This window comes from Gordonia sp. CPCC 205333 (genome assembly GCF_048537885.1).
Lineage (GTDB): Bacteria > Actinomycetota > Actinomycetes > Mycobacteriales > Mycobacteriaceae > Gordonia.
The window spans coordinates 706,319-732,325 of sequence record NZ_JBCLVI010000003.1 but is presented as its reverse complement, the minus strand read 5'-3'; the positions used below and the strand labels follow the sequence as shown (position 1 = coordinate 732,325).

Here is a 26,007-nt window from a genome sequence, read left to right as displayed (position 1 = left end):
GCCGCTGGGGCAACCCCTTCGGGAGGGACTCATGACCGAGCCTGAACAGCCGAACAATCCGGGCCCATCCGACCCGAATGCTGCGCCCGACCCAACCTCCGGGCAGACTCCGGTCCCGACCACCGGGCCTGGGAATTACGCTCCAACGCAGTTCAACCCGACGACGACGCCCGGTGCGCCGGCCCAACCCGTCCCTCCGGCCCAACCCGTCCCTCCGGCCCAACCCGATCCGTATGGTCAGCAGACTCAGTTCGGGCAGCCGACACAGTTCTCCGGCCCGCAGGCCCAGCCGCAGCAGTACGGTGTCGCGCCGGGACAGCCCGCGCAACCGCAATACGGTGTAGCGCCCGGACAGCCCGCGCAACCGCAATACGGTGTAGCGCCCGGACAGCCCGCGCAGCCGCACTATGGCGCGCCGGACCAGTCGCAGTACGGAGTGCCCGGACAGTACGGAGCTGCTCCGCAATCAACGTCGCAACCGAATCCGACTGCGCCGCTTACCAATCCGGAGCCATACGGCCAGCCGTCGGGTCAGTTCGGCCAGCCGTCGGGTCAGTTCGGCCAGCCGGGCCAGTTTGGTCAGCCGGGCCAGTTTGGTCAGCAAAACGACCCATTCGGCCCGATGGGGCAGCCGTCTCCGAAGAAGTCCGGAAAGCTGTACTACATTGGCGCCGGAGCACTTGTGGCGATTGCCGCAATCGTGCTGATCACGGCATTCCTCGTGCCGGGCTGGGCGCCGAAGACGCTCTCCCAGGATGCCGCGCAGCAGGGGGTCGAGCGCGTGCTCACCGAGGATTACAAGTCAACCAACGTGTCCGGTGCGCAATGCCCATCCGGTCAGCGCGTCAAGCAGGGCAATTCGTTCGATTGCACGGTCAAGGTCGGCGATCTGGAGCGCAAGGTGACGATCACGTTCATCGATGGCGACGGTAACTACGAGGTCAGTCGGCCCAGCGCAGGCTAGAGCTCCCACCGCAGCGCGGTAGCAAGGCGTTTCACCGACGCGCCGATTCCCAGTTCCTCCACCAGCTCGGCGAGCGCGACTCGATCGGCTGGTGCAGCGGGCAGGGCATCGGCGCGTTGTTCGTCTGCTCCTGGGCTCAGAACGATTTCGGCGTCGGTCGCAACGGTGACGACGGTGCGGGCCGCCGTCAGGTAGTCGGATGCGGCGATCAGGGCATTGCGTGGGCGGGCCGCCAGCTTCGACGCTGGATCTGCAGCAGCCTTCTCGAGCGCCTCGAGACTGCCGTATTCGTTGAGCAGTTTCGCGCCGGTCTTTTCGCCGATGCCAGCCACTCCCGGTAGACCGTCGGACGGATCGCCGCGCAGCATCGACATCTCGGCGTAGCCGACGCCGGGCCGCTCTGGGTCAAGGCCGTATTTCTCGGCGACCTCGAGCGGCCCCATCAACTCGGCTTTGGATAGTCCGCGGCCGACGTAAAAGACCCGCACCGAGACGGGGTCGTCGGCGACAACCTGCAATAGGTCGCGGTCGCCGCTGACGACGACTACTTCGTCGTCTGCTTCGGCGAAGGCTAGTGTGCCGATGACGTCGTCGGCCTCGTACCCAACGGCACCGGCACGTGAAATACCCGCTGCGGCTAAAACATTCATAATCATGTCGACCTGTGGAGTCAGCGTGTCGGGGACTTCTTCGACATCGGGTGCGGTGCTCGACTCTTCGGCAACGCGATGAGCCTTGTACGACGGAATCAGATCAGTACGAAATGCCGGGCGCCAGTCGAGGTCGAGGCAGACGACTAACCGCGTCGGCTCATGTTTGGTAACAAGTGCGGCGATCGTATCGACGAATCCGCGGACCGCGTTCACCGGTCGGCCGTCGGGAGCGGTCATCTTCTCGGGCAATGCGAAATAGGAGCGGAACCAGAGGCTTGCGCCGTCGAGGAGCATCAGGGTGCCAGGCATGCTCGCAACCTTAGTAGGCGTTAGCCTGGCAATTGTGTCTGAGTCCACGTTGCTACCGGTGTCCAGTTATGCCCGACGACTCGCGGCCGCGGCGAAACTCGCCGCCGATGCCGGCGTCGATCTGTTGCTCGTCAGTCCGGGACCGGACTTGGAATATTTGATCGGATCGCGCGCGCAGACCTTTGAACGGCTGACGGTGCTGGCGATTGCGGCCGACGCTGATTCGGCGCCGATCGTCGTGGTACCGCGACTGGAACTGGCGTCGCTTACTGAATCGGCGGCTGGCGAGTTGGGGCTCACCATGTCGCCCTGGGTCGACGGTGAAGACCCCTACGGCCTTGTCCTCTCCGAATCCGGTACCAATCCTGTTGTGGCGGTATCGGATTCAATGCCAGCGCTACACCTAGTGCCGATCGCCGAGCGGATCGGATCAACGCCGCGGCTCGCGACTGGCGTCTTACGCGAACTACGAATGATCAAAGACGACGTCGAGATCGACGCGCTCCGAGAGGCCGGTGCGGCAATCGATCGGGTTCATGCCCGGATGGGTGAATTCCTGCGTCCCGGTCGAACCGAACGCGACGTCGCGGCTGATATCAGCGCGGCGATCATCGCCGAAGGTCATACGTCGGCTGCATTCGTCATCGTTGGTTCCGGACCGCATGGTGCCGATCCTCATCACGAATATTCTGATCGCATCATCGCCGCGGACGACGTCGTGGTTATCGACATCGGCGGACCGGTCGCGTCGGGGTACAACTCGGATTCCACGCGCACCTACTGCTTCGGTGAGCCGGCAGCCGATATTGCGGCTGCAGTTCAGACTCTGGAACGGGCGCAGGCAGCGGCGACTGCCGCGGTTCGCCCGGGTGTCACCGCGTCGTCGATCGACGCCGCGGCACGCGACCTACTCGCCGAGGCCGGGCTGGCCGATGCCTTCATTCATCGGACCGGCCACGGGATCGGACTCTCGGTACATGAAGAGCCGTATATCGTCGGCGGCAACGATGTCGTATTGCGACCGGGTATGGCATTCTCCATCGAACCGGGAATCTATTTCCCCGGCCAGTGGGGGGCCCGCATCGAAGACATCGTCATCGTCACCGAAGATGGCTGCGAATCGGTGAATACGCGTCCGCATGGTTTGACGGTGTTGGACCGACGCTAGCGAATTCACCTCGTTTACTCGCATCTACCTCTCGAAAATTGTGAGGTGAACGCGAGTAAACGAGGTGAACTTCCCCCAAAGCAGGTCTAATCGCCGCGCAGGGTCGATGAACCCATGATCCGAGTCACCGTCACTTCGATGACAACGCGGCGCGGATTGGGTCGTGGCACTCGATAGCGGCGTGCGTAGCGACGCTCGGCGTCGCGCACCTCATCGGGCTCGCGTCGGACCCGGGCGGCACCCTCGACAGTCAGCCACCGCGCACCGTCGACCTGTGTGAGTGCGGCATACCCTGCGCGTTCGGCGTTGCGGGCCTTCTGATTGCCGTCGGAGGTGATCACTCGTGCGGTCCTGGTGTCGGAGTCATATGTGAAACCGACCGGCGCCGAATGGGGTGTCCCGTCGGGGCGGACGGTCGCCAGCGTCGCCAGGTGTCGTTCGATCAGAAATTCATGGGCCGCATCGGTGAGGTCATCCGGTGTTCGAGTCACCGTCTCACGCTATCGCTCCTGTGACCCGGAGGTATCGACGGCATCGCGCGGATGGAATGATCGAAGTATGTCATCTTCGGACGCGGGCGCAATCATTCTCTTTGGCGGCCGGAGTGAAATCGGCGTCGCACTGACCGCCCGACTGGCCGCTGGGCGACACGTCGTTTTGGCCGCTCGACGTCCCGAAGATCTCAGTGCCGAACGCGCTATCGCGCTGGCGGCCGGCGCCACTGAGGTAAGCGTGGTCGCGTTCGACGCCGACGACACCGATACGCACCCGGCACTCGTCGAACAGCTGGTCGCCGATTATGGCCCGATCGAAGCAGCGATCGTCGCCTTCGGAATCCTCGGTGATGCATCACGCTCGGAGACCGACGTTGCGCATGCGCTGCAGATCGCACAGACGGATTATGTGGCGCAGGTCAGCATTCTGACTTTGCTCGCGAATGCGCTCCGTGAACAGGAGCGGCCCTCGACGCTGGTCGTCTTCTCCTCAATCGCCGGCGCACGGGTGCGTCGCGCGAATTATGTCTACGGCTCGACGAAGGCTGGATTGGACGGCTTCGCCAGCGGCCTGTCCGACGCCTTGCGACACACGTCGGTGCGAGTGTTGTTGGCCCGGCCGGGCTTTGTCGTCGGAGCGATGACGGCGGATCTGATGGCGACCGGTGTCAAGCCCGCCCCGATGAGTTCCACGGCGGACCAGGTCGCTGATGGCGTCGCGCGCGCCTATCGGCGGGGTAAGCGTGAAGTGTGGGTGCCGTGGGCGATCCGTCCGACCATATTCGTGTTCCGGCTGCTGCCCCGTGCGATTTGGCGTCGGCTGCCGCGATGAGCGGCGGGGCACGCAGGTTCATCGTCGTCGGGATAGGGGCCGACGGCTGGGACGGACTGAGCCGCCGAGCGCAGGATGAATTGACCGGTGCGACAACGATTATCGGATCATCGCGACAATTGTCGTTGCTGTCCGGCCAGGTTTCGGCGCGAACTGTCCGGTGGCAGTCACCGATGAGTGCACATCTCGACGAGGTGCTTGCCGATGAATCCGCCGGGGACGTACATATCGTCGCCTCCGGTGATCCGATGTTTCATGGTGTTGGGGCATCAATCATCGCGAGACTCGGTCGCGATGCGGTGCTGGTGCTTCCGGCGGTGTCCAGTGTGAGCCTGGCGGCGGCAAGGATGGGGTGGGATCTGGCGCGGACCGAGGTGGTGTCGTTAGTCAGTTCGTCGGCGTCATCCGTGTTGGCGGTTGCGAGTCATGCGAAGCGCGTATTGGTTTTGTCTCGGGATCAGAACTCGCCGGCTCAGTTGGCGAAGGTGCTGGCGGACAACGGATTCGGAAGTTCTACGCTCACAGTTCTCGAGCAATTGGGTGGACCGCGCGAAGACAAGTACTCGGCGACCGCTGACTCCTGGACGCTGGCTCCCGGTGACCCGCTGAATGTCGTCGCGCTGGAGATCTCGGGGCCGCTGCACGCGCGCACGCCCGGTCTGCCAGACGATGTCTATCATCACGACGGCCAACTCACCAAGCAGGTAATACGGGCGGTGACAGTATGTGCACTGGCGCCGACCGGCGGGCAGATTCTGTGGGATATCGGTGCCGGTTCCGGCAGTGTCGGCATCGAATGGCTCAGAAGTGATACATCAAGTCGTGCAACAGCTTTCGAATCGGATCCCACGCGCGCGGAGCGGATCGCGGTGAACGCGGCCCGACACGGCGTCGGCGACCGCTTGGTGATTGTCGGTAGTGCGCCGGAATCGTTCGACCACGCACCGGATCCGGACGCCATCTTCATCGGCGGTGGGTTTACGCGCGGCGTCTTGGCTGACGCGTGGCAGCGGTTGACCGTTGGCGGGCGGCTGGTGGTCAATGCGGTCACCGTCGAGAATCAGTCGCTGGTGGCCGAATCGTTTGCGGCATATGGGGGGACGATGACGCGGCTCGGCGTCGAATATGCCGCGCCACTGGGTTCGATGACCACCTGGCGACCGGCGTTGCCGATTGTGCAGTGGGTGGTCGAGAGGGGCAGTGAGTCGTGACAGTTTACATCATCGGAGCCGGGCCGGGCGCCCCGGATCTCCTTACCTTGCGCGGTTCGCGGATATTGGGGGAATGCCGGACGTGTCTGTACGCGGGTTCGTTGGTGCCGGCCGAGATTTTGACTCACTGTCCCGACGACGTCCGGCTGATCGATACGGCCCGGATGCCATTGTCGGAAATCATCGAGCATATCGCGGCAGCGCATGAGCGTGGTGATGACGTGGCTCGGTTGCATTCCGGTGACCCTTCGTTGTACTCCGCTGTGGCAGAGCAGGTTAGGCATCTGACGAAGCTGGGAATCGACTACGAGATAGTGCCGGGGGTTCCTGCCTTCGCGGCTGCCGCAGCTGCGATGGGCATCGAACTCACCGTGCCCGGCGTCGGTCAGAGTTTGCTCATCACCCGAGTGTCGACGCTGTCCACCGATATGCCGCACGGCGAGGACCTGGCAGCATTGGCATCGGCCGGTGTGACGTTGGCTCTGCATCTGGCCGCCAACCAAGCCGACCAGATCGTGGATGCACTGCTACCGCACTACGGTGCCGACTGTCCCACTGCGACAGTGGCTTTCGCCAGCCGCGCCGATGAGCGAGTAGTGCGATGTCCGCTGGTCGAATTGCCCGGTGCGTTGGCGGCCGCACAGATCCGACGTACCGCGGTGATCTTTGTGGGGCCGGTCCTCGCTGCCGCTGCGCACCCGGACGTGACCGACAGTTACTTGTATTCTCATGCCCGGATGACCAAGCTGCGTGCCGATGGCCAGCTCTGAGGACGCGCGCCGAGTGCTGATCCTCGGCGGGACCGGCGAGGCGCGCGAGTTGGCGAAGGAAGTCGTCGGCGCGGGAATCAGCGTGATCTCGTCGCTTGCCGGACGAGTGCAGCGACCGAAACTCCCGGTCGGCGAGGCGCGGATCGGGGGGTTCGGTGGAATTGAGGGACTGGCGGACTATCTCCGCGGGCAGGAAATTTCGGCGGTCGTCGACGCCACCCATCCATTTGCCGCGACGATAACCAGGAATGCGGTCGCGGCTTGCACCGCAACGTCGACACCGTTGTTGCGGTTGCGGCGACCTCCGTGGGAGCCGGGACCGGATGACCGGTGGCATCGAGTTCCGGATATGGCATCTGCTGCCGAATATGTTGGGGCACAGGGCGGCCGGATCCTTCTCACCACGGGACGGCAGGATGTCGGGGTCTTCGCCGGGATCACCGATGCGTGGTTTCTGATCCGGGTCGTCGACAAACCGACGGCGTCCCTGCCGCCGCACGCCGAAATCCTCTCCGCGCGTGGACCCTATCGGTATGACGACGAATCAGCGCTGATGCGGCACCACCGGATCACGACGTTAGTCACGAAGAACAGCGGGGGGGCGCTGACCCGCGACAAACTCGACGCCGCTCGGGACTTGGGCGTCGAGGTGGTCGTGGTGGAGCGGCCGAGTGAGCCGGCCGGTGTGCACCGTGTTCACGATGTGGCGGCAGCCCTGGCGTGGGTGCACAGGTTGCGTTGATGGATCCGCGGAGATATGCCCTGAGCGTAGGCGAGGTGGCGATATGACATCTCAGTTCGCCAGCGGACATATTTCAGCGAATTCGGCTCACGCCCGATAGTGCCGCGGTGTGAAAACCAGATCCCCAGCGGCTCGCCGTATGACCCGCGTCGTCGATGATCCGACGATGATGAGAGTCCGCATATCGACATGCGCCGGATCAAGATCGTCGATGGTGCTGACAGTCTGCGACTGTGTAGGTCCGCCGACATCGCGGCCAAGCAGGATGACGCGATCGCCCGGAAGATGTTGCTGGAGAAGGAGTTTCAATTCGCCGACCTGCCACGTCCGCTGCGACGATCCCGGATTGTAAATGGCGACAACGAGATCGGCGGTCACCGCGGAGCGGATCCGCGCGGCAATGACCTCCCACGGCTTGAGTCGATCCGACAGTGAGATGATGGCGAGATCGTGGCCAAGGGGAGCACCGAATACCGCGGCTACGGCGGTGGCCGCGGTAACGCCGGGCAGTACTCGAATGGCGACATCGTGCCACCGGGGTTCAGCGGCGACTTCGGCGACGGCGGTCGCCATCGCGAAGATGCCCGGATCGCCCGATGACACCACCACCACCCGGGCTCCCCGGTGGGCAAGACTCAATGCGAATTCCGCACGCTCGGATTCGACCTGATTGTCGCTGGCATGCACCCGCTGACCAGGCCGAGCGGTAATCCGAGCGAGATAGGTTTTGTAGCCGACCAGGTCGGTGGCTTCGGCGAGTGCCGCGGCGACCTGGGGCGTCGTTTGGGTATCGCTGCCCGGACCGAGACCGACGACGGTGACCGAACCCGGTGTGGCCGACGCCGCAGACGCTGGCGCAGTGGCTAGTGCCCAATTCTGATTGAGCGGCGACGGCACGACGATCAGTGAGAAATACGGTACGGAGGTTGGATCGACGTCGACGACCCTGGCTACCCGCTGCCGCGTCGTGGAAGCACGTTCTACGTACCACGCCTCGTCGAGGCGACCTGATTCTTCAAGTGCGGCAAGAACAGTGGGGAAGGTGCGACCAAGTTTCATAATCGCCAGAGCGTGCCCGGCGCTAAGTGCCGCGACGAGTTCGGGTTGAGGTGCGGTCCCCGGTAAGACGGTGAGATTTTCCTCGCCCTCCACGAGTGGAATCCCGATGGCCGCTGAGGCCGCCGACACCGAGGTCACGCCGGGGATGATTTCGGCCGGAAACCGCGTGGCGAGGCGTTTGTGCATATGCATATATGAGCTGAAGAACAGCGGGTCACCTTCGGCAAGCAGTACCACGTCGCGTCCGGCGGCCAAGTGAACGGCCAGCCGCTGCGCGCTCTCGGTGTAAAAGTCGGCGAGTGCACCGGCATACCCGCCTGGATGGTCGGTGGTCTCGACGGTCACCGGGTACATCAGCCGTTCTTCAATCTGTCCGGGCGACAGATACGGTTCGGCGACCCCGCGCGCGATACTGCGACCGTGGCGGGCACAGTGATACGCGATCACATCGGCCTCGCCGATTATGCGGGCCGCTTTCACCGTGACCAATTCACTGTCGCCGGGACCCAGGCCGACACCCCAAAGCGTGCCGCTCATTCGACCGGACTCGCTAACGCGTTGAGCGCCGCGGCGGTAATCGCCGACCCGCCTCGACGGCCGAGGACGGTCAGATACTCGACGTCGTCACGCGCGGCCAACGCGTCACACGATTCGGCCGCGCCGATGAAACCAACCGGTGCTCCGACGATTGCGGCCGGTCGGGGACCGCCGTCATCAATCAATTCGAGCAGCGCGAACAGAGCGGTCGGCGCGTTACCGATTGCCACCACGGCGCCCTCCAGTTCGGGGCGCCACAATTCGACAGCTGCGGCGGTCCGAGTCGTGCCCAGCTCGTCGGCCAAGTCGGCGAGCCCCGGTGAGCCGAGGAAGCATCGCACCGTGTTGTCTGCGGGCAGACGTGCGCGCGTCACCCCGGACGCGACCATAGTCGCATCGCACAATATCGGTGCACCCTCTCGCAGCGCATCGCGCGCGGCATCAACGAGTCCCGCGCTTGCCCGCACATCCTCGGTGAGGGTGGTTTGCCCGCACGCGTGAATCATCCGCACGACAACCGTCGCGAGATCGGCGTCGAACGCCGACAAGTCAGACTCCGCACGAATAGTGGCGAAGGACTGTCGATAGATCTCCGCACCGTCGCGGATATACGAATACTGGTCGCTCATGATGAAAGTCAGCCTATGACATGGGCGTTCGGCGATAAGTGATCGCCCCGCCCGCTCCATCGGACACAGCTTGGACCCGCGTATGTGGATGGGTGGGCGTGCCGCAGGCCCGCTCACACCCCACCCAGTGTTCCGGTTCGGTGATCGCATCGGGTGTCAGGTCGACCTGTTTGGTCAGGTGTTCGCGCACCGGCGAGAGCGCCTTCGCGCAGCCGGGCGCGCCAGCACAGCTCGACACCAGGGTCCACGGTGAATTGACGTCGAAGATCAACCCCATTGGCGCGAGGACTCGGACCACCGTGTCGGCGACATCCTCGCCGAGGTCGCAGATCAAGATCTCCCGATGCGGCGTCACTATCAGCGGGGCATTGATAGCGGCGAGGAACTGCGCTGTGCGCGCCGGGAGGCGGCCCAGCGGCATTGTCGCGCCGAGCAGAACCCGTGAGTCCTGCTGGGGAAACCAGCCGACCAGCGGAGTGCGGACGGCGGGTTGGATCGGATCACTGTGTGACGGCGGGTCAAGTGTCGCCGCGAGATGCGAGCCGATCGCCGCGCGCAACCGCGCATCGACGTCGGATACTCGCCAAGCCTCGGGCGCAGCGGCAGCGAAATATTCGGCGGCGCCTACGAGAACGTCCACTGCCGAAGCGGCTACGGTCGAACCGACGGTACGGGCGCCGAGTAACACGTCGAACCGTTCGGAGTCGGTGGCGAACAGTGTCACGTCGGGTCGTTGCGCGATTACATCGGCGCGACCGTCGTCGACACCGAACCAGAACCGACGAGACAACATTTCTGGAGCCGCGCCTGAACTCAAGGCGGCGTCGAGTGCGGCCACCGTCGTTCGAATATCGGCGACACCGCCGACTCGCCCCGATAGAGGCGAGGCAACAATGTTGCGGTGCCGATCAGTTGCCGCATCGGTGGTAAGTCCGGAAGCAGAGATCAGTCCGGCTACCGCATCGACGTCGGCGATCGCGCGTAGCTGAATATTTCCGCGCCCGGTCAATTCGAGGAAACCATCGGCGTGATCGGCGGCTGCCTGCGCGAGTGTCTCGAGCTGGTCGGCGCGTAGCGCACCGCCAGGCAGCCTGATTCGGGCCAGTTGGCCATCGGCTGCCGAAAAAGTAGTAAAGACGCCAGGACAGCGGTCGGCCGCGCCGCGTTGAGCGGTGTGCGTAGCCGGCCGGGGACGAAGGGTCACCTCACCACCCTAGCTATTGCGCTATTAGGGTTGGAGTCACCATGACTGACACCGTCCAAGATTCGCGCGCTGCACAGATTCTGTTGCTGTCCACCTCGGATACCGATCTCATCACCGCGGCAGCGGTCGCCGACGGTATCGGTGGGGATAGACCACCGTTTACCGGGGCCAATCCGTCCCGACTACTCAACGACGACATACCCGTGCTGGCGGCGGATGCGGACATCATCGTGGTGCGCATACTGGGCGGTAAACGGGCGTGGGAGGACGGACTCGACGCTGTACTGGCGCTGGAGAAACCCATCGTGGTGTTGTCCGGCGAACTGTCGCCCGATCCGGACCTAATGGCACTGTCCAATCTGCCAGCCGGCGTTGTCGCACAGGCGCATAACTACCTGGCGGCCGGCGGCGTCAAGAATTTCGCCAACGCCTACAACTTTCTTTCGGACACCGTGCTGTTCACCGGTCTCGGATTCGGTGAACCGGTTCAGACGGCGGCGTGGGGAGTGCTGGAACGTGCGGCAGCGACGGCGAGTGGGGACGAGCCCGCCGTCGCCGTCCTCTACTACCGCTCGCAACATCTTGCCGGCAACACTAGGTATATCGAAGCGCTCTGTGCGGCAATAGAATCCGCCGGTGCCCGCGCGATTCCGGTGTTCTGCGCATCATTGCGGACTGCCCCGGATGACCTCATCGACCTGCTCGGGACTGCCGACGCGCTGATCGTCACGGTCCTCGCCGCGGGCGGTACCACACCGGCTGCCGCATCAGCGGGCGGCGACGACGACGCGTGGAATATCGAACGTCTTGCCGCGCTGGATATTCCGATCCTGCAGGGCCTGTGCCTCACCGGTTCGCGCGACGACTGGGCCGCCAACGACGATGGTATGTCGCCGCTCGACGTCGCCAGTCAAGTCGCGGTCCCCGAATTCGACGGCCGCATCATCACCGTTCCGTTCTCGTTCAAGGAGTTCGACGAGAACGGTCTGCCCTGGTACCAACCCGATATCGAGCGGTGCGCCCGAGTCGCCGGCATCGCCGTCCGACATGCGCGACTCGGGAAAATCCCTGCCGCGCAACGTCGAATCGCCATGTTGCTCTCGGCCTATCCGACCAAACACGCCCGTATCGGCAATGCTGTGGGACTGGATACACCGAAGAGTCTGCTGCGCCTGTTCGACGCTCTGCGCGATGCCGACTACGACATCGGGCCGGCGAGCGGTGATGGCGCCATTCCGGGTCTCGCGCGGGATGATTCGGACGCGCTGATGCATGCGTTGATCGCGGCGGGTGGCCAGGACCCGAATTGGCTGACTGAGGAAGCCTTGGCCGCCAATCCGATTCGCGTCGCCGCAGCAGACTACCGAGAATGGTTCGCGACGCTACCCGAAGGTCTGCGCGATGCGGTCGAAGGCCATTGGGGCCCGGCGCCGGGTGAGCTGTTCGTCGACCGTTCGGCCAACCCAGACGGCGATATCGTTGTTGCGGCAATGACTTTCGGCAATATCGTCCTCATGGTGCAGCCGCCACGCGGATTCGGCGAGAAGCCGGTGGCCATCTACCACGATCCCGACTTGCCGCCGAGCCACCATTACCTGGCCTGCTATCGCTGGCTCGCCGATCAGGACTGGGGGTTCGGCGCCGACGCCGTCATCCATGTCGGTAAACACGGCAACTTGGAATGGCTGCCGGGCAAAACTCTTGGTATGTCGGCCGAATGCGGCACTGACGCCGCACTGGGCGACCTGCCGCTGATCTACCCGTTCCTAGTCAACGATCCGGGCGAGGGCACTCAAGCAAAACGTCGAGCGCACGCGGTACTTGTCGACCATCTGATCCCACCGATGGCCCGTGCCGAGTCCTACGGCGACATCGCCCGACTCGAGCAACTTCTCGACGAGCACGCCAATATTTCCGCCCTGGACCCGGCGAAACTGCCCGCGATCCGGCAGCAGATCTGGACCCTGCTGACCGCGGCGAAAATGGACCATGACCTCGGACTGGCGCAGCGCCCCGACGAGGAGGTCTTCGACGACATGCTGCTTCATGTCGATGGTTGGCTGTGCGAGATCAAGGATGTGCAGATCCGCGACGGTCTGCATATCCTCGGTGCCCCGCCGACGGGGGAGTCGGAGACCGATCTCGTGCTCGCGATGCTGCGCGCCCGGCAACTATGGGGCGGCACGTCGGCGTTGCCCGGACTGCGTGAAGCCCTCGGACTCGACGAGAGCGCATCGGGGGCAGATGTGGATCGAAGCGGCGTCGACGCCACCGAAGCGATTGCGCGCGAATTGGTTTCGCGCTGCGCCGCAGGGGACTGGACCGTGCGGGCCGTGGCAGAAGCGGCTGCCGGTCACCCGCCCGCAGTCGCCGATATCCTCATTTTCGCGGCAACCGAGGTGGTCCCACGCCTTCGGCAGACAACTGAGGAAATCAGCCGCGTGTTGCATGCCCTCGATGGTGGGTTCATTCCCGCCGGACCGAGTGGTTCGCCGCTGCGCGGATTGATCAACGTACTGCCGACCGGCCGCAACTTCTATTCGGTTGATCCCAAAGCGGTGCCGAGCCGACTCGCCTGGGAGACCGGGCGGGCGATGGCCGATTCCCTCATCGAGCGCTATCTCGGCGACCACGGGGAATTCCCGAAATCGGTGGGATTATCGATCTGGGGAACGTCGGCGATGCGTACCTCGGGTGACGACGTCGCCGAAGTGCTTGCCCTACTGGGTGTTTCGCCGATCTGGGATGAGGCGTCGCGACGTGTCGTCGATCTGGAGCTGATCGACAGCGCCGAATTGGGCCGCCCCCGGATCGACGTCACAGTCCGTATCTCCGGCTTCTTCCGCGACGCATTTCCGCATGTGGTCGCGATGCTCGACGATGCCGTCGCGCTGGCCGCCGGGGCCGACGAGCCCGCCGAACAGAATTACGTTGCCGCCCATGTCAGCGAAGCGCTGGCCGAACACGGAGACCGTCGTCGTGCGACGACGCGTGTCTTCGGTTCCAAACCCGGCACCTACGGTGCGGGTCTGCTCGAATTGATCGACTCGCAGCAATGGCGCAGTGACGCCGACCTCGCCCAGGTGTATACCGAATGGGGTGGTTACGCCTACGGTCGCGGGCTCGACGGGGTAGCCGCTGTCGATGACATGCGCTCGGCCTATCGCCGGATCGCGGTGGCCGCTAAGAATACCGACACCCGCGAACACGACATCGCCGATTCCGACGACTACTTCCAGTATCACGGTGGGATGGTCGCAACGGTTCGCGCACTGACCGGTTCGGCGCCCGAGGCGTATATCGGTGACTCGACCCGCCCCGACTCGGTACGCACGCGGACTCTGTCGGAAGAGACCAGTCGGGTGTTCCGTGCGCGCGTGGTCAACCCGCGCTGGATTTCGGCGATGCAGCGACATGGATACAAAGGCGCGTTTGAGATGGCGGCGACCGTCGACTACCTCTTCGGTTACGACGCCACCACCGACGTCGTCGCGGACTGGATGTACGAGAAGCTGACCGAGTCCTATGTGCTCGACGAGACCAATCAGAAATTCATGACACAGTCCAACCCATGGGCCCTGCACGGTATCGCCGAACGGCTCCTCGAAGCCGTCGAACGCAAGATGTGGCAGGCGCCGCCGGAGCAGATGCTCGACGACTTACGTCAGGTGTACCTGGAGACCGAAGGCGATATCGAGGGGCGCGGCGAGTAACTGCTCGCGGGTAAGCAAGCCCACATCGGGAAGTCGGGAGCAAAACGGGGGTCTCGTTCGTTAGACAGAATATCGGCGTGTTTTCCGCATCGGAACGGGTCATGACCTGAACGACCTGGCCCCGATGACGAGGCGGAACAGCCGAAAAGTCTTCGAAAGGGACGCTGACATGAAACGCCTACTCTTCCTGGCCTACCTCGTCGTCGAGATCGGGGTGTTCGTCGGTCTGTCGGTGTGGTTGAACTTCGGTTGGGCCCTACTGATCGCTGTGGTAGCGGGCGGTGCTGGGCTGATCCTGCTCGCCCGACGCGGCCGTGCGGTCTTCGGTGACCTGGCACGGGCATCGCGTAACGAGATCGCGCCGGATCGGCCGCTCACCGATACCGCGCTCCTGGCTGTGTCGACGATGTTGTTGATCGTGCCTGGCATCGTGACCTCGATCCTGGGCCTATTGCTGCTCGCCAAGCCGGTTCGTCGCCTGCTGGCTCCCGCGGTCGCCGCGTTCGGCGCCCGTAAGTTCGCTAGCGCGGTCGACCGCGCCGGCCTCTACGCGACCGGAGTCATGCCCGGCACGGTCGTGGACGGCACCGTGTTCGTGGAGAGCACCGTCGTCGACTCGACGAGTTACCCGCACGCCGCCACACAGCCGCAGATCGAGCGGGGGCACTGAGGGCCAGCGCGCCCGCGCACGGCACACTAGAAGACCTATGGCTACCCAACTACTGGTCTCCGGTCACGTCTACACCCCGGCTTCGCCGGATGCCACGGCCCTGGCGGTTACCGACGGTGTCGTCGTGTGGGTCGGCTCGGACGCCGTGGGCGCCGCGTTGCATCCCGATGCCGAGGTTATCGACCTGGACGGCCGGTTCGTCGCTCCGGCGTTCGTCGATTCCCACGTGCATCTGACATCGCTCGGACTGGCACTACATGATCGCGTGCTGGTCGACGCGACGTCGAGTGCGGACCTATTGGCACGCCTGCGCATTCTGGTCGCCGACCGGCCTCGAGACGCGGTGGTGATAAGCGGCGGTTGGGATGACTCGGGCTGGGGCGATGTTCAGGTGCCGACCACCGCTCAGCTCGATGAGGTCGTCGGCGATCGTTCGGTCTACCTCGCGCGTATCGATGAACATTCCGCGTTGGCGTCGTCGGCGCTGAGAGCTGCCGTCGCCGACCTGGCGGCCCAGCCAGGATTCAGTGCCGATGGTCTGCTGACCGGTGCTGCGCATCATCTCGTGCGCACGACCGCACGCGCATCGCTCACCCGCGCGCAGCGAGCACAAGCCCAAGTCGCGGCCCTGGATCATTGTGCGGCCGCCGGGATCGTCGCGGTACACGAGAACGGCGGACCGGAGATCTCCGGACTTGACGACTTCGTCGAACTCGCGAGCCTCGATCACCCGGTCTCGGTACGTCGCTTATGGGGCGCGCCGGTCACCTCGGACGCGGGCGCCGCACAGTTGTTGACCGATACCGGTGCCCACGGGCTCGCCGGAGATCTGTTCATCGACGGCTCGCTTGGGTCCCATACCGCCCTTCTGAGTGAGCCCTACACCGACGCGCCGACGACGCTCGGTGTTGGCTTTCTCGACCCGCAGCAGGTCTATGCACATCTACTCGCCTGCACACAGTCGGGTATCCAGGCCGGCTTTCACGTGATCGGCGATGCGGCGATGGGTATCGTCGTCGACGCGTTGGACCGGTTGGCGCAACAGGTGCCGACCGCCAGTATCGCGAAATGCGCGCACCGGGTCGAACATGCCGAAATGGTGTCGGTCGCCCAAGCCCAGACGCTGGCACGCTGCGGTGTCATCGCCAGCATGCAACCTGCTTTCGATGCCGCCTGGGGTGGAGCCGACGCGTTGTACGCACAGCGTCTCGGTGATCGTGCCGCAGCGCTGAACGACTTCGCCATGCTCGCGAAAACAGGTGTGGCACTGTCATTTTCCTCCGACGCGCCGGTGACCGCGATCTCGCCGTGGGCCACCGTGCGTGCCGCCGTGCATCATCACACGCCGAGTAGTGCGGTATCGGCGCGGGCCGCGTTCGCGGCCTGCACCCGTGGTGGCTGGCGCGCGGCGGGTGTCAACGACGGTATGACCGGCACACTGGCCCCCGGTGCGCCTGCGCATTACTCGATCTGGGAGGTTGACGACTTTGTCGTCGCGGGCTCCGACGAGAAGGTACAGCGATGGTCGACCGATCCGCGCTCACGAGTGCCGTCCCTACCCGACGTCGCGCCCGGGGCAAATCTTCCCATCTGCGTCGCAACGGTTTCGGCCGGCCGCACGATCTTCGGCGACATCGGCGTCGGGCACACCGCGATCAATGATCCCGAGCTCGGGGCCGACGCTCGGTGATCACGAAAGCGGCCACGAAACTGCTCAGCGATCCCAACGCACGCGACTGGGGATGGCGAACCGCCGTCGGCGCGGTAGCGGGTGGTGTGATGTGGGCTGCCTTCCCCCCGCGCAATCTGTGGTTCTTGGCCGTCGCGTCGCTCGGCCTGCTGGCCGTCGCAGTCGGCGTCGGCCGACCGAGTGTGCGCCAAGGCGCGTGGGTGGGATTTGTCTTCGGCCTGGCCTTCTTCATCCCGCTACTGCCGTGGATCGGTGTATACGTCGGCCCGTTGCCCTGGTTGGCGTTGGCAGCGGTCTTGTCGATCTTCTTGGCGCTGTTCGGAGTGATGGCAACGGTGACTATGCGCCTGCCGGTGCCACCGCTGTGGTTCGCGTTGTGCTGGGTCGCGGTTGAGACCGCGCGGTCGTCGTTCCCGTTCGGTGGATTCCCTTGGGGGCGAGCGGCTTTCAGTCAGGTCGACGGACCGCTTTTGCCGCTGGCCGCAGCCGTCGGTGCGCCTGGACTGTCGTTCGGAGTCGCACTGTTCGGCGCGTCGGCGGCATGGCTGCTGGCGATGGCGGTCCAATCGTATCGTCGTTCTGCCGCCGACGGCGCTCCGCGGCCAGACGATCGTCATCCTTTGCAGTCGAGCCGGCTGCGCACCGCGATGGTGGTATTCGTGCTGGTGTTGGTCGCGCCCGTGGCTGCGATCGCACTAACCCCCGAATCGTTGGACAAAACCCTCTCGCCGTCGACCGCGACGGTCGCCGTGATCCAGGGCAATGTGCCGCGATTGGGGCTGGACTTCAACTCGCAGCGTCGAGCGGTACTCGACAATCACGTCAAGGAGACTCAGCGATTGGCTGCGGCCGTCCACGCGGGAACCACCATGCGACCCGACTTGGTTGTCTGGCCTGAAAACGCGTCCGATATCTCGCCGCTGACCAATCCTGATGCCGCGCAGGAGATCAGCGACGCCTCACTCGCGGTCGGCGCGCCGATATTGGTCGGCACGTTGGTGGACAACCCCGACGGCCGATACACCAACACGGTTCTCACCTGGCAGGGCGCGCACGGGCCGGTTGGTCGATACGACAAACACATCGTGCAGCCGTTTGGCGAGTACCTTCCGTGGCGTTCGTTCTTCCGGCTGTTCTCCTCCTATGCCGACATGGCCGGCGATTTCAAGCCCGGGACCGGGTCGTCGGTGCTCACCGTGCCCGGCACCTCCGGACCGGTTCGCGTTGGCGTCTCAACCTGTTGGGAGGTCGCCTTCGACCGTTCCGCGCGGGCCGCCGTAGATCAGGGTGCGCAACTGCTCTACGTGCCCACCAACAACGCGACCTTCGGCCGGACCGAAATGACCTATCAACAACTCGCCATGTCCCAGGTCCGCGCTGTCGAACATGGACGAACTGTGCTGGTCGCGGCGACGTCGGGGATCAGCGCGATCGTCGCACCCGATGGGACGATCACCGCGCAAAGCGAGTTTTTCACTCCCGATACCCTCACTGCGCGGGTCGTTCTGCACAGTCAAAAGACGCTGGCGACGCGGCTGGGAGGCTGGCCTACAACGGTCCTTGTGGTGTTTGCCATCTGCGGCTTTTTGTTTGCGATAGCCACGCGCACTAGATTGAGTAGGCGATTCAACTCAATGCCGGGTGCCCAGCGTGGGAACGGCACGACCACAAAGGAGCCCGATGGCAGCCGGGACTGACGGTGCGCAACACCCGACCGAACAGGTCGGTCCCACCGGTGAGGGCGCGCTGGTCGTAATTCCGACCTTCAACGAGCGGGATAATCTGCCCATCATCCTGACTCGGCTGCATGAGGCATTGCCGGGTATCGGGGTGCTCGTCGTCGACGATTCAAGTCCGGACGGCACCGGCGAAGTGGCCGACAAGCTTGCTGCTGCCGATTCTCTCTCGCGGATCCACGTGTTGCACCGCACCGAGAAGGACGGGCTGGGTAGGGCCTATCTCGCGGGCTTCGCCTGGGGGCTTGATCGCGACTACCGCGTCATCATCGAAATGGATGCCGACGGTTCACATGCACCTGAACAATTGTCGCGACTTCTCGATGCCGTGAACGAGGGCGCCGACCTCGCCATCGGATCGCGGTATGTGCCCGGCGGCGAATTGGTGAACTGGCCCAAGCGGCGCGAGCTCCTGTCCAAGGGTGCCAACACTTACGCCCGGCTGGCCCTCGGATCATCGATCCGCGATATCACCGCCGGTTTCCGTGCGTATCGCCGCAGCGTGTTGCAAACAATCGCGCTCCATGACGTCGATTCGGCCGGCTATTGTTTCCAGATCGACTTGGCCTGGCGAACACTGCAGTCCGGATTCATCGTCCGTGAGGTTCCGATCACCTTCACCGAACGCGCCATCGGCGAGTCGAAGATGAGCGGTGGCGTGATGACTGAGGCCTTCCTGCAGGTGGCCAAATGGGGTATCGAGAGCCGTCGTAAGAAGTTCAGCCGCAGCTGAAATATCGGCTTAGACGAAATCCGCCCCCGACCTCGACGGTCGGGGGCGGATTGTCGTTGTCGGTGATACTAGCCGCGACGACGTTGCTTGAGGATGTCGAGACGCTCGTTGAGCAATACTTCGAGTTCCTCTTCGGAGCGACGCTCGAGCAGCATGTCCCAATGCGTGCGCGGGGGCTTGACCTTCTTCTCCTCGGTCACCCCGCCCTCGAGGATGGTGCCCTCCATGCCGTTCTTGCACGGCCATTTCGACGGAACCTCGGCGTCGTCAGCGAACGGTACGTCGAAGATCTCGCCGTTGTCAGTCTTGTATTGAACGATGCGCCGGGGCGCAAGATCGTGATCTCGATCGGTCTCGTAGCTCACCGCGCCGAGTCGGCTACCCCGAAGAACTCGATCTGCCATGAAAAATCCTCTCAAATCGCTTGCGCGTTAACCTCAATATCCTACGCGCTTGTATTCTCAACCGTGTGACCAGTGTTGTGGTTGGGCGTCGGCGCCCGTACGCGTGTGCGTGGTGCGGTCGGCAGATAGTTGATTCCGAGCGTGGCCGCCGGCGTAAGTACTGCAAACAGTCGTGTCGTCAGCGCGCGTACGAACAGAGAACGCTCACCGAGGGCACTTCCATTCCCGACGATGCGGTGATTCTCGCATCGGACGAGATCGAGAGCTTCCGGGATCGATTGTTCGAACTGCGGTGCGCGGCGGAGGACCTTGCCACCGCGGTGGCAGAGGGTGCGTCGGCAGCTGTCGTCGAGTCGTTGCGAGATGATGTGCTGGAGCGAGCGACACAGGCCGAGAGGTTCCGTTGATGTCTGATAGTGCAGTGCCCGCCCCGGAGGGGGAGTCTCCCAAGCCCTCGGCCCGGCGTCGGGCGGCGGAGTTGTTGGCGCGCACTGACTCCAGCGAACATGCGGTGAAATTCGCGCGGGCCGCACGCACCGTCGTGGCCGGGTCACCTTCGACTGTAGGGCGGGTGGAGCGGCCGTCGGATCGTCTGGCACGGCTGATCGACCATGCGAATCGCGAACAGCCCAGTGCGGTAAGAGAATTGGGATTGGCCTCGGTAGAGGTATGGCAGAACCTGACTCGACGCCGCCCTCGCGGCAACCAGCCGGTTCCCACCACGATTCTGTTCACCGACCTCGTCGCGTTTTCCACCTGGGCACTACAAGCGGGTGATGACCAGGTGCTGAAACTTCTTGCCGCGGTCAATACGGCCACCGCCGAAGTGGTACGGAACCGAGGCGGTCAGATTGTGAAGGGCCTCGGCGATGGCACGATGGCTGTATTCGTCGATGCTGGCGAGGCCATCTTGGCTGCACACGAGACGATCGGCGCGGTCAACGCCGTCAACATTGACGGCTACCGTCCGCAACTGCGTGCCGGCGTGCACACCGGTGCGCCGCGGGCGGTCGGCGACGACTTCCTCGGCGTCGACGTGAATATTGCTGCCCGCGTCTCGGCCGCCGCCGGCCCCGGTGAAGTATTTGCGAGCGACCGGGCGCTGGAACAGTGCGATCCGGATGCTTTTGTCGCTCGCCGTAGGCGGTTTCGGGCCAAGGGTGTGCCGAAGGAACTCCAGGTGTTCTCGGTAGTGCCCAAATACTGAATTGGCTTAGGCGCTACGGATTTTCGTCGGAGTCCTGTTGTGCCGCGCTCAGTTCGGCATTGGTCGCCTTCGCTTTGCGTAGGTCCCGTCCCCGACGCCGGAATCGCCAGATGTAATAGCAGACGATTACGCCGACGATGACGGCGATGATCGTTCCCCAGAGTCCAGCGCCCCGGAAGCCGGGGGCACTGATGTCGAGGATGTTCTGGCCGCGGTAGGCCCCGCTGGTGCGGCCGACCACAATCGACAGGGTCAGCAGATTGGGGATGGCGGTAATGACGGCGAGCAGGACGAATCCGAGTGACGGGATGTTCTTGAGCTTCTTGCGATTCACCACTGCCAGGGCGACGAACACGATGGGAAGCAGCGTGCAGATGAAGCCGAGCGTCAGCCCGGACCAGATCCCACTGCTGAACTTGCCCTCGACTCGGTTGGCGATGCGCTGGGCCCACCACTGCGGCAGAAAATTGGCGAGGATAAAATAGGTGATTACCGCCAAGCCGATGGCAACCAGGATGATCGCGAATTTGCGTGCGAATCGATTCACTTTGTCGCCGAACGATTCACCGGCCGGCGGTGCGGGCGCATCGACGTCAAGTTGCGGATTGTTGAACTCGGCCGGGTCGCCATGCTTGTCGGGACTCATACAGGGAAGTCTAGGCATCCCGCGCCCGTTTTCGCCCGCTTGGCCGCAGATGTCGGCAGATAGCTTAGGTCGACAGGTGGAAGACCGCTGCCGCGGCGAGAGCTCCGGTCGCGTTGAGAGCCCAATGTGCCGCGATAGGTGCGAGCAAACTGCTGCTTCGGTACCGCAGCCACCCGAAGACGAGACCGGCGAGCGTCGTGGAGACGACCGCCCCGACGATTCCCGCGATCTGACCGAAAGTTCCGGTGCCGAGTATTCCGCTGAGGCCTTCGTTGCCGCCGGTCAGGCCGAATGAAGAGGCGATATGCCACAGCCCGAAGAGTGCCGCGCCGATCACGATGCCTATCGTGCGCGGAAACACCTTGAGCATCGCTCCCTGCAGGACGCCCCGAAACGCGATTTCTTCGGGTAACACCGTCACCAGCGGGATGGTGACGAATGCCGCGAACAGAGCGTCGGCCGGTGAACTGTAGCGATCGGTCACGAAGAATTGCCGGAACCACGGGATCGCTACCGCGACGCCGACGATCACCGCGACGATAGCTATCGCAGCTGCCGCCCAGGGAGCTCCGACGCGCAATTGTCGGGGTGTCAAACCTAAGTCGTACCAATTCAATCCGGCCAGCGCACCGCCGATGAGAAGCAGTGCGGCAGCGATCGGCACGACGATGACCGCGGCGAGTGAGGAAGTGAAATGGGCGAGCAGGTTGGCGGCGACAAGTGTTGCGACGACCGCGATGACGAGTGCCAATCCACGACGGTGCTCGGCGAACACGCGTAAAGCGGTGGAGATTCGCGCACCTAGATCCGACACTGGGTCAGCGTACGCGATCCGGCGCGTAAGTTGATGTCGGTGAGCAGCAAGCAGTTTCGAATCTCGCAGCGAGCCGAGCGAGTCGCCCCGTTCCAGGCGATGGAATTCGCCAAACACGCCGACGCGCTGGCGGCGTCGGGCGCACATGTGACGCGATTGAATATCGGTGAGCCGGATTTTGGTGCGCCGCCGGCGTTTCTGGACGCGATCGTTGATCTTGCCGATGGTCGTCCGATGGGATACACGCCGTCGGTGGGGATCAGCCAACTGCGTACGGCGATAGCGGCGAGTTACCGGGCGACCGACGGGGTGGAGATCGACCCACGACGAGTGTGTGTGACGGCTGGCGCCTCGGCCGCCCTGCTGCTCTGCGCGGCGGCGGTGATAGATCCGGGCGACCGGGTGCTGGTCGCGGATCCGTCCTATCCGTGTAACCGGCAGTTTGCGGAGAGTTTCGGTGCCGACGTGGCGTTGTTGCCGACGTCGGCGGCAACGCGATTTCAGTTAGATCTCGCCTCGATCGCCGCCGCGTGGGACGAACATACCCGCGGAGTGATGCTCGCCTCGCCGTCGAATCCAACCGGCACCTCTTTGAGCACAACAGAATTGGCGGGTATCTGTCAGTTCGTCGAAGAGCGCGAAGGTTGGCGGATAGTCGATGAGATCTACCTCGGTCTCACCCATGATGACGCTGGCGCAAGCAGTGTGCTCGCACTCGATGATGATGCGATCGTCGTGAACAGTTTCTCCAAGGTATTCGGATTGACCGGCTGGCGGTTGGGTTGGTGTGTGGTTCCCGAGGCGCTGGTGCCGGTGATCGAGAAACTCGCGCAGAACTACTACATCTGCCCGTCGGCACCGACCCAGTATGCCGCACTGTCGTGTTTCGAACCGGAGACACTTGCCATCGCGGCAGAGCGTCGAGGTCAGATCGTGGCGCGGAAGAATATTGTGCTGCAGGCACTTTCGGCGATGGGTCTAGAGGTACCGGTGATACCCGACGGCGCCTTCTACGTCTATGTCGACATCAGCATGACGGGCTTATCGTCGTGGGAATTCTGCGAGTCAGCTCTCGCGCAGGCACGTGTCGCATTAACTCCGGGACATGACTTCGGTGACCATCGCGCGAACGACTTCGTTCGGCTGTCCTACGCGATCGGGACGGCTGATCTGGTCGCCGGGTTGGAGCGGCTGGCGGTATTCGTCGGCGATCAGTGCAGCAGCCCCGAGCCGAAATCGTAGAGCAGGTATAGGTTTAGGCCGGTGATCACCAAGGTGATGGCGGCCATCGCGATCGTCGTACCCCGTCGGTTAACCATGTCGCCCATCACCGAGTGCTTGCGCGTCAACAGTAGGAGCGGTACCAGCGCGAACGGTATCCCGAAGGACAAAACGATCTGCGAAATGACCAGCGCCTCACTAGCATTGACGCCGATCGCCAGAATGACAAGCGCGGGGGCCATGGTGATCGCCCGCCGCAAGAAGAGTGGCACTCGCCAGTTCATGAAACCGGCCATGACAACCTGGCCAGCCTGAGTGCCAACACTGGCCGACGACAATCCCGATGCCATCAAGGCGATGGCGAATGCCAGGGCTGCCCCGCCGCCTACCATCGCGGCCAACTGAGCGTGAACCTCGTCGAGGTCGCTGACATCGGTCATTCCCGCCGAATGGAAGAGTGCCGCGGCGATGCACAACATCGACAGGTTCACGACGCCGGCCAGTCCGAGCCCGACGATGCAGTCCCATTTGTTGTATCGCAGCAGCACTTGCCGGTCAGCAGCGGTGTCCGCGCGAACCCTGTTGCGCTGCAAAGCCGAATGTAGGTAGACGACATGTGGCATGACGGTTGCGCCGACGATGCCGACCGTCAGCGCGGCGGCTCCGTTGCCGCCGAGATCGGGGATGAGTCCGCCGATCAAGGCTCGGTAGTCCTGTTGTCCGGCGGCGAAGAATACATAGACGAAACCAGCTCCGACAAAGGCGAGCATCGCGATGATGGCCAGTTCGAATTTGCGGTATCCGCGTTGCTCGAGGGCGAGGATTGCGAAGGCGACGGTGGCGGTAATGATGCCGGCGGGTAGCAGGGGGATTCCGAAGACCAGATAGAGGCCGATCGCGGCGCCAATGAATTCGGCGAGATCGGTGGCCATCGCGACCACCTCGGCCTGCAACCAGAGCATGACATTGGTGCGACGTGGATAGTTGTCGCGGCAGAGTTCAGGTAGCGATCGGCCGGTCGCGAGTCCAACTTTGGACGATAGGTACTGCACGACGATCGCCATGAGATTCGCCATCACGATGACCCACACCAGTTGGTAGCCGTGACCGGAGCCGGCGGCGAAATTCGTGGCGAAGTTGCCGGGGTCGATATAGGCCACCGATGCGACGAAAGCCGGCCCGAATAGCGCGGTAATCACCCGCCAGCGACCTTTGGACCGCAGATCGCTGACCGAATGCGTCTCGCGTTGCTGGTCGCGGATGGTCGCCACCGGTCACCACCTTTCGAAAACTCGGTGGCGGTAATACTAACTCATGAGTTCGGGTACCCGAACTTGACCGCGCCGCGGGATAGCGCCGCAAAGTACCGCCGCGACCACGCATAGTGTCGCGGCGGCGATGAATGTCGAGGTATATGTGCCGGTGAGGTCGCGCAACACACCCGCGCCGAATGCCGCTATCGCCGCCCCGACTTGGTGGAACGCAAATATCCACCCGAAGACGATCGGTGTCGAGTTGCCGAAGACGTCTCGGCACAATGCGATGGTGGGCGGTACGGTCGCCACCCAGTCCAGCCCGTAAAAGATGATGAACACTGCGGTACCGGCGGTGGCGTGCGGCGAGAGCAGTGCGGGGAGAATGGCTAGCGAGGCACCGCGGCCGATGTAGTAGACGACCAGCAGGATGCGAGGGTCGTAGCGATCGGTGAGCCAGCCGGAGATCACCGTGCCGCCGACATCGAAGATTCCGACAACCGCCAGCAGGCTCGCAGCGGTTGTCGCGGGCATTCCGTGATCACCGGCAGCGGGGATGAAATGGGTCTGCAATAGGCCGTTCGTCGTAGCGCCGCAGATCGCGAAACTGATTGCGAGCAGCCAGAATACGCGTGACTTGATACCCAGTCGCAGTCCGGCGAGGGCGTCGGGCACGCCACCGTCGCGTTCTGATGGATCGACCTCGCTGGCCCCGAACGGTGGCGTGTTCACATCAGATGGCCAATTGCGTAATCCGGCGATGGCGATGGGAATGACAACCACGGTGGCCGCGGTGATCAGCAGGGAGGAAACTCGCCAGCCGTGAGCGGTAGTCACGGCCGCCACCAATGGCAGGAAGATGAGTTGCCCGGTTGCGCTGGCCGCGGTGAGGATGCCGGTGACCAAACCGCGTCGGGCGACGAACCATCTGGTGGCGACGGTCGCGACGAATGCTGTTGACAGACAACCGGCCCCGGCGCCGACGAAGACTCCCCACAGCAGCACCAATTGCCACGACGCGGTCATCGTGGTCGACATCGCGGTGCCGGCCGCGATCAGTACAAGTGCTGTGCCCACGACCGGACGGACCCCCCACCGGTCCATCAGCGCGGCCGCGAACGGCGAGATTAGACCGAAGAGCAGCATATTGATCGACATCGCCAGTCCGATGACGCCGTGTGACCAGCCGAATTCGTGGTGCAGCGGAGTCATCATCACGCCGGGCGCGGACCGGAAGGCCGCAGCGGCGAGCAGTGTCACAAACGCGGCACCGAAGACGATCCAGGCATAGTGGAGACGAGGCATAGGGTAACGATGTCAGCCTGACGTGCAGGTTGGTATTGGCAGG

General features: G+C 63.8%; 24 protein-coding genes. 14 read left to right on the top strand and 10 right to left on the bottom strand.

Annotation, left to right across the window (positions count from 1 at the left end):
• Positions 1-31: 31 nt before the first annotated feature.
• Positions 32-964 (top strand): DUF4333 domain-containing protein, encoded by a 933-nt coding sequence (locus AAFP29_RS13655; RefSeq protein WP_419217894.1) that lies wholly within the window; start codon positions 32-34, stop codon positions 962-964.
• Here AAFP29_RS13655 and AAFP29_RS13650 read toward each other — a convergent pair.
• Positions 961-1,911 carry a 5'-3' exonuclease gene (locus tag AAFP29_RS13650; RefSeq protein WP_419218103.1) on the bottom strand — a complete coding sequence of 317 codons (951 nt, stop codon included), beginning with the start codon at positions 1,909-1,911 and terminating at the stop codon, positions 961-963. The genes AAFP29_RS13655 and AAFP29_RS13650 overlap by 4 nt on opposite strands.
• A 13-nt stretch (positions 1,912-1,924) precedes the next feature.
• Between AAFP29_RS13650 and AAFP29_RS13645 the strand changes: the two genes are divergently transcribed.
• The gene (locus tag AAFP29_RS13645; protein WP_419217893.1) at positions 1,925-3,094 is read left to right on the top strand and encodes a M24 family metallopeptidase; all 1,170 of its coding nucleotides are present in this window, start codon (positions 1,925-1,927) and stop codon (positions 3,092-3,094) included.
• An 86-nt stretch (positions 3,095-3,180) separates the two neighbouring features.
• Here the strand turns inward: AAFP29_RS13645 and AAFP29_RS13640 are convergent, their stop codons facing one another.
• Positions 3,181-3,585 carry a TIGR03618 family F420-dependent PPOX class oxidoreductase gene (locus AAFP29_RS13640; protein WP_419217892.1) on the bottom strand — a complete coding sequence of 135 codons (405 nt, stop codon included), beginning with the start codon at positions 3,583-3,585 and terminating at the stop codon, positions 3,181-3,183.
• Positions 3,586-3,652: 67 nt separating this feature from the next.
• On the opposite strand from AAFP29_RS13640, the gene AAFP29_RS13635 reads away from it, so the two are divergent.
• Genes AAFP29_RS13635 through AAFP29_RS13620 form a run of 4 tightly spaced genes read left to right on the top strand, consistent with a single transcriptional unit; the run spans position 3,653 to position 7,143 of the window.
• Positions 3,653-4,420: an SDR family NAD(P)-dependent oxidoreductase gene (locus tag AAFP29_RS13635; protein ID WP_419217891.1), complete on the top strand. Its 768-nt coding sequence runs from the start codon at positions 3,653-3,655 to the stop codon at positions 4,418-4,420.
• Positions 4,417-5,631 (top strand): precorrin-6y C5,15-methyltransferase (decarboxylating) subunit CbiE, encoded by a 1,215-nt coding sequence (gene cbiE / locus AAFP29_RS13630; RefSeq protein WP_419218102.1) that lies wholly within the window; start codon positions 4,417-4,419, stop codon positions 5,629-5,631. Before AAFP29_RS13635 ends, cbiE begins: the two co-directional genes overlap by 4 nt.
• A complete protein-coding gene (cobM, locus tag AAFP29_RS13625) occupies positions 5,628-6,401 on the top strand; it encodes a precorrin-4 C(11)-methyltransferase (protein ID WP_419217890.1) in 774 nt (257 codons plus the stop codon). The genes cbiE and cobM overlap by 4 nt, the downstream gene beginning before the upstream one ends.
• Positions 6,388-7,143 (top strand): cobalt-precorrin-6A reductase, encoded by a 756-nt coding sequence (locus AAFP29_RS13620; RefSeq protein WP_419217889.1) that lies wholly within the window; start codon positions 6,388-6,390, stop codon positions 7,141-7,143. Before cobM ends, AAFP29_RS13620 begins: the two co-directional genes overlap by 14 nt.
• Positions 7,144-7,230: 87 nt before the next feature.
• On the opposite strand, the gene cobJ is transcribed toward AAFP29_RS13620, so the two are convergent.
• From cobJ to cobG, 3 genes are read right to left on the bottom strand one after another with little or no spacing between them, the layout of a single operon-like run.
• A complete protein-coding gene (cobJ, locus tag AAFP29_RS13615) occupies positions 7,231-8,739 on the bottom strand; it encodes a precorrin-3B C(17)-methyltransferase (protein WP_419217888.1) in 1,509 nt (502 codons plus the stop codon).
• Complete coding sequence (locus AAFP29_RS13610) at positions 8,736-9,368, bottom strand: precorrin-8X methylmutase (RefSeq protein ID WP_419217887.1); 633 nt, start codon at positions 9,366-9,368, stop codon at positions 8,736-8,738. The genes cobJ and AAFP29_RS13610 overlap by 4 nt, the downstream gene beginning before the upstream one ends.
• Positions 9,369-9,381: 13 nt before the next feature.
• Positions 9,382-10,572, bottom strand: coding sequence for a precorrin-3B synthase (gene cobG, locus AAFP29_RS13605; RefSeq protein ID WP_419217886.1), 1,191 nt, complete (start codon positions 10,570-10,572; stop codon positions 9,382-9,384).
• 41 nt (positions 10,573-10,613) lie between these two features.
• Between cobG and cobN the strand changes: the two genes are divergently transcribed.
• The 5 genes from cobN (at position 10,614) to AAFP29_RS13580 (ending at position 19,114) form a co-directional block, all read left to right on the top strand.
• Positions 10,614-14,285, top strand: a complete 3,672-nt coding sequence (gene cobN, locus AAFP29_RS13600; RefSeq protein ID WP_419217885.1) for a cobaltochelatase subunit CobN — start codon at positions 10,614-10,616, stop codon at positions 14,283-14,285.
• Between the two features lie 169 nt (positions 14,286-14,454).
• Positions 14,455-14,955 (top strand): FxsA family protein, encoded by a 501-nt coding sequence (locus AAFP29_RS13595; protein ID WP_419217884.1) that lies wholly within the window; start codon positions 14,455-14,457, stop codon positions 14,953-14,955.
• Between the two features lie 37 nt (positions 14,956-14,992).
• Positions 14,993-16,645 carry an amidohydrolase gene (locus AAFP29_RS13590; RefSeq protein WP_419217883.1) on the top strand — a complete coding sequence of 551 codons (1,653 nt, stop codon included), beginning with the start codon at positions 14,993-14,995 and terminating at the stop codon, positions 16,643-16,645.
• Between the two features lie 89 nt (positions 16,646-16,734).
• The gene (lnt, locus tag AAFP29_RS13585; RefSeq protein ID WP_419218101.1) at positions 16,735-18,342 is read left to right on the top strand and encodes an apolipoprotein N-acyltransferase; all 1,608 of its coding nucleotides are present in this window, start codon (positions 16,735-16,737) and stop codon (positions 18,340-18,342) included.
• Positions 18,326-19,114 carry a polyprenol monophosphomannose synthase gene (locus AAFP29_RS13580; RefSeq protein WP_419217882.1) on the top strand — a complete coding sequence of 263 codons (789 nt, stop codon included), beginning with the start codon at positions 18,326-18,328 and terminating at the stop codon, positions 19,112-19,114. Before lnt ends, AAFP29_RS13580 begins: the two co-directional genes overlap by 17 nt.
• Positions 19,115-19,182: 68 nt before the next feature.
• Here the strand turns inward: AAFP29_RS13580 and AAFP29_RS13575 are convergent, their stop codons facing one another.
• Positions 19,183-19,518, bottom strand: a complete 336-nt coding sequence (locus tag AAFP29_RS13575) for an RNA polymerase-binding protein RbpA (protein WP_007317807.1) — start codon at positions 19,516-19,518, stop codon at positions 19,183-19,185.
• A gap of 65 nt (positions 19,519-19,583) precedes the next feature.
• Here AAFP29_RS13575 and AAFP29_RS13570 point away from each other — a divergent pair, with 65 nt between their 5' ends.
• Positions 19,584-19,925, top strand: coding sequence for a hypothetical protein (locus AAFP29_RS13570; protein ID WP_419217881.1), 342 nt, complete (start codon positions 19,584-19,586; stop codon positions 19,923-19,925).
• Entirely contained in the window at positions 19,925-20,725 is an 801-nt protein-coding gene (locus AAFP29_RS13565; RefSeq protein ID WP_419217880.1) for an adenylate/guanylate cyclase domain-containing protein, read from the top strand. The genes AAFP29_RS13570 and AAFP29_RS13565 overlap by 1 nt, the downstream gene beginning before the upstream one ends.
• Positions 20,726-20,738: 13 nt before the next feature.
• Here the strand turns inward: AAFP29_RS13565 and AAFP29_RS13560 are convergent, their stop codons facing one another.
• Positions 20,739-21,371: a hypothetical protein gene (locus AAFP29_RS13560; RefSeq protein ID WP_419217879.1), complete on the bottom strand. Its 633-nt coding sequence runs from the start codon at positions 21,369-21,371 to the stop codon at positions 20,739-20,741.
• Between the two features lie 64 nt (positions 21,372-21,435).
• The gene (locus AAFP29_RS13555; protein ID WP_419217878.1) at positions 21,436-22,185 is read right to left on the bottom strand and encodes a CPBP family intramembrane glutamic endopeptidase; all 750 of its coding nucleotides are present in this window, start codon (positions 22,183-22,185) and stop codon (positions 21,436-21,438) included.
• Between the two features lie 39 nt (positions 22,186-22,224).
• Here AAFP29_RS13555 and AAFP29_RS13550 point away from each other — a divergent pair, with 39 nt between their 5' ends.
• Positions 22,225-23,427: an aminotransferase class I/II-fold pyridoxal phosphate-dependent enzyme gene (locus tag AAFP29_RS13550; RefSeq protein WP_419217877.1), complete on the top strand. Its 1,203-nt coding sequence runs from the start codon at positions 22,225-22,227 to the stop codon at positions 23,425-23,427.
• Here AAFP29_RS13550 and AAFP29_RS13545 read toward each other — a convergent pair.
• Both AAFP29_RS13545 and AAFP29_RS13540 read right to left on the bottom strand, forming a co-directional pair.
• Positions 23,397-24,677 (bottom strand): Nramp family divalent metal transporter, encoded by a 1,281-nt coding sequence (locus AAFP29_RS13545; RefSeq protein ID WP_419217876.1) that lies wholly within the window; start codon positions 24,675-24,677, stop codon positions 23,397-23,399. The two genes, AAFP29_RS13550 and AAFP29_RS13545, sit on opposite strands and share 31 nt — an antisense overlap.
• A 36-nt stretch (positions 24,678-24,713) precedes the next feature.
• The gene (locus AAFP29_RS13540) at positions 24,714-25,964 is read right to left on the bottom strand and encodes an MFS transporter (protein WP_419217875.1); all 1,251 of its coding nucleotides are present in this window, start codon (positions 25,962-25,964) and stop codon (positions 24,714-24,716) included.
• Between the last annotated feature and the right edge of the window lie 43 nt (positions 25,965-26,007).

Coding starts and splice junctions, on each gene's coding strand:
- AAFP29_RS13655 (WP_419217894.1), top strand. CDS start 32: ATGACCGAGCCTGAACAGCCGAACAATCCGGGCCCATCCGACCCGAAT.
- cbiE (WP_419218102.1), top strand. CDS start 4,417: ATGAGCGGCGGGGCACGCAGGTTCATCGTCGTCGGGATAGGGGCCGAC.
- cobJ (WP_419217888.1), bottom strand. CDS start 8,739: ATGAGCGGCACGCTTTGGGGTGTCGGCCTGGGTCCCGGCGACAGTGAA.
- AAFP29_RS13565 (WP_419217880.1), top strand. CDS start 19,925: ATGTCTGATAGTGCAGTGCCCGCCCCGGAGGGGGAGTCTCCCAAGCCC.
- cobN (WP_419217885.1), top strand. CDS start 10,614: ATGACTGACACCGTCCAAGATTCGCGCGCTGCACAGATTCTGTTGCTG.
- AAFP29_RS13575 (WP_007317807.1), bottom strand. CDS start 19,518: ATGGCAGATCGAGTTCTTCGGGGTAGCCGACTCGGCGCGGTGAGCTAC.
- AAFP29_RS13620 (WP_419217889.1), top strand. CDS start 6,388: ATGGCCAGCTCTGAGGACGCGCGCCGAGTGCTGATCCTCGGCGGGACC.
- AAFP29_RS13540 (WP_419217875.1), bottom strand. CDS start 25,964: ATGCCTCGTCTCCACTATGCCTGGATCGTCTTCGGTGCCGCGTTTGTG.
- AAFP29_RS13595 (WP_419217884.1), top strand. CDS start 14,455: ATGAAACGCCTACTCTTCCTGGCCTACCTCGTCGTCGAGATCGGGGTG.
- lnt (WP_419218101.1), top strand. CDS start 16,735: ATGTGGGCTGCCTTCCCCCCGCGCAATCTGTGGTTCTTGGCCGTCGCG.
- AAFP29_RS13635 (WP_419217891.1), top strand. CDS start 3,653: ATGTCATCTTCGGACGCGGGCGCAATCATTCTCTTTGGCGGCCGGAGT.
- AAFP29_RS13645 (WP_419217893.1), top strand. CDS start 1,925: ATGCTCGCAACCTTAGTAGGCGTTAGCCTGGCAATTGTGTCTGAGTCC.
- AAFP29_RS13590 (WP_419217883.1), top strand. CDS start 14,993: ATGGCTACCCAACTACTGGTCTCCGGTCACGTCTACACCCCGGCTTCG.
- AAFP29_RS13610 (WP_419217887.1), bottom strand. CDS start 9,368: ATGAGCGACCAGTATTCGTATATCCGCGACGGTGCGGAGATCTATCGA.
- AAFP29_RS13580 (WP_419217882.1), top strand. CDS start 18,326: ATGGCAGCCGGGACTGACGGTGCGCAACACCCGACCGAACAGGTCGGT.
- AAFP29_RS13650 (WP_419218103.1), bottom strand. CDS start 1,911: ATGCTCCTCGACGGCGCAAGCCTCTGGTTCCGCTCCTATTTCGCATTG.
- AAFP29_RS13560 (WP_419217879.1), bottom strand. CDS start 21,371: ATGAGTCCCGACAAGCATGGCGACCCGGCCGAGTTCAACAATCCGCAA.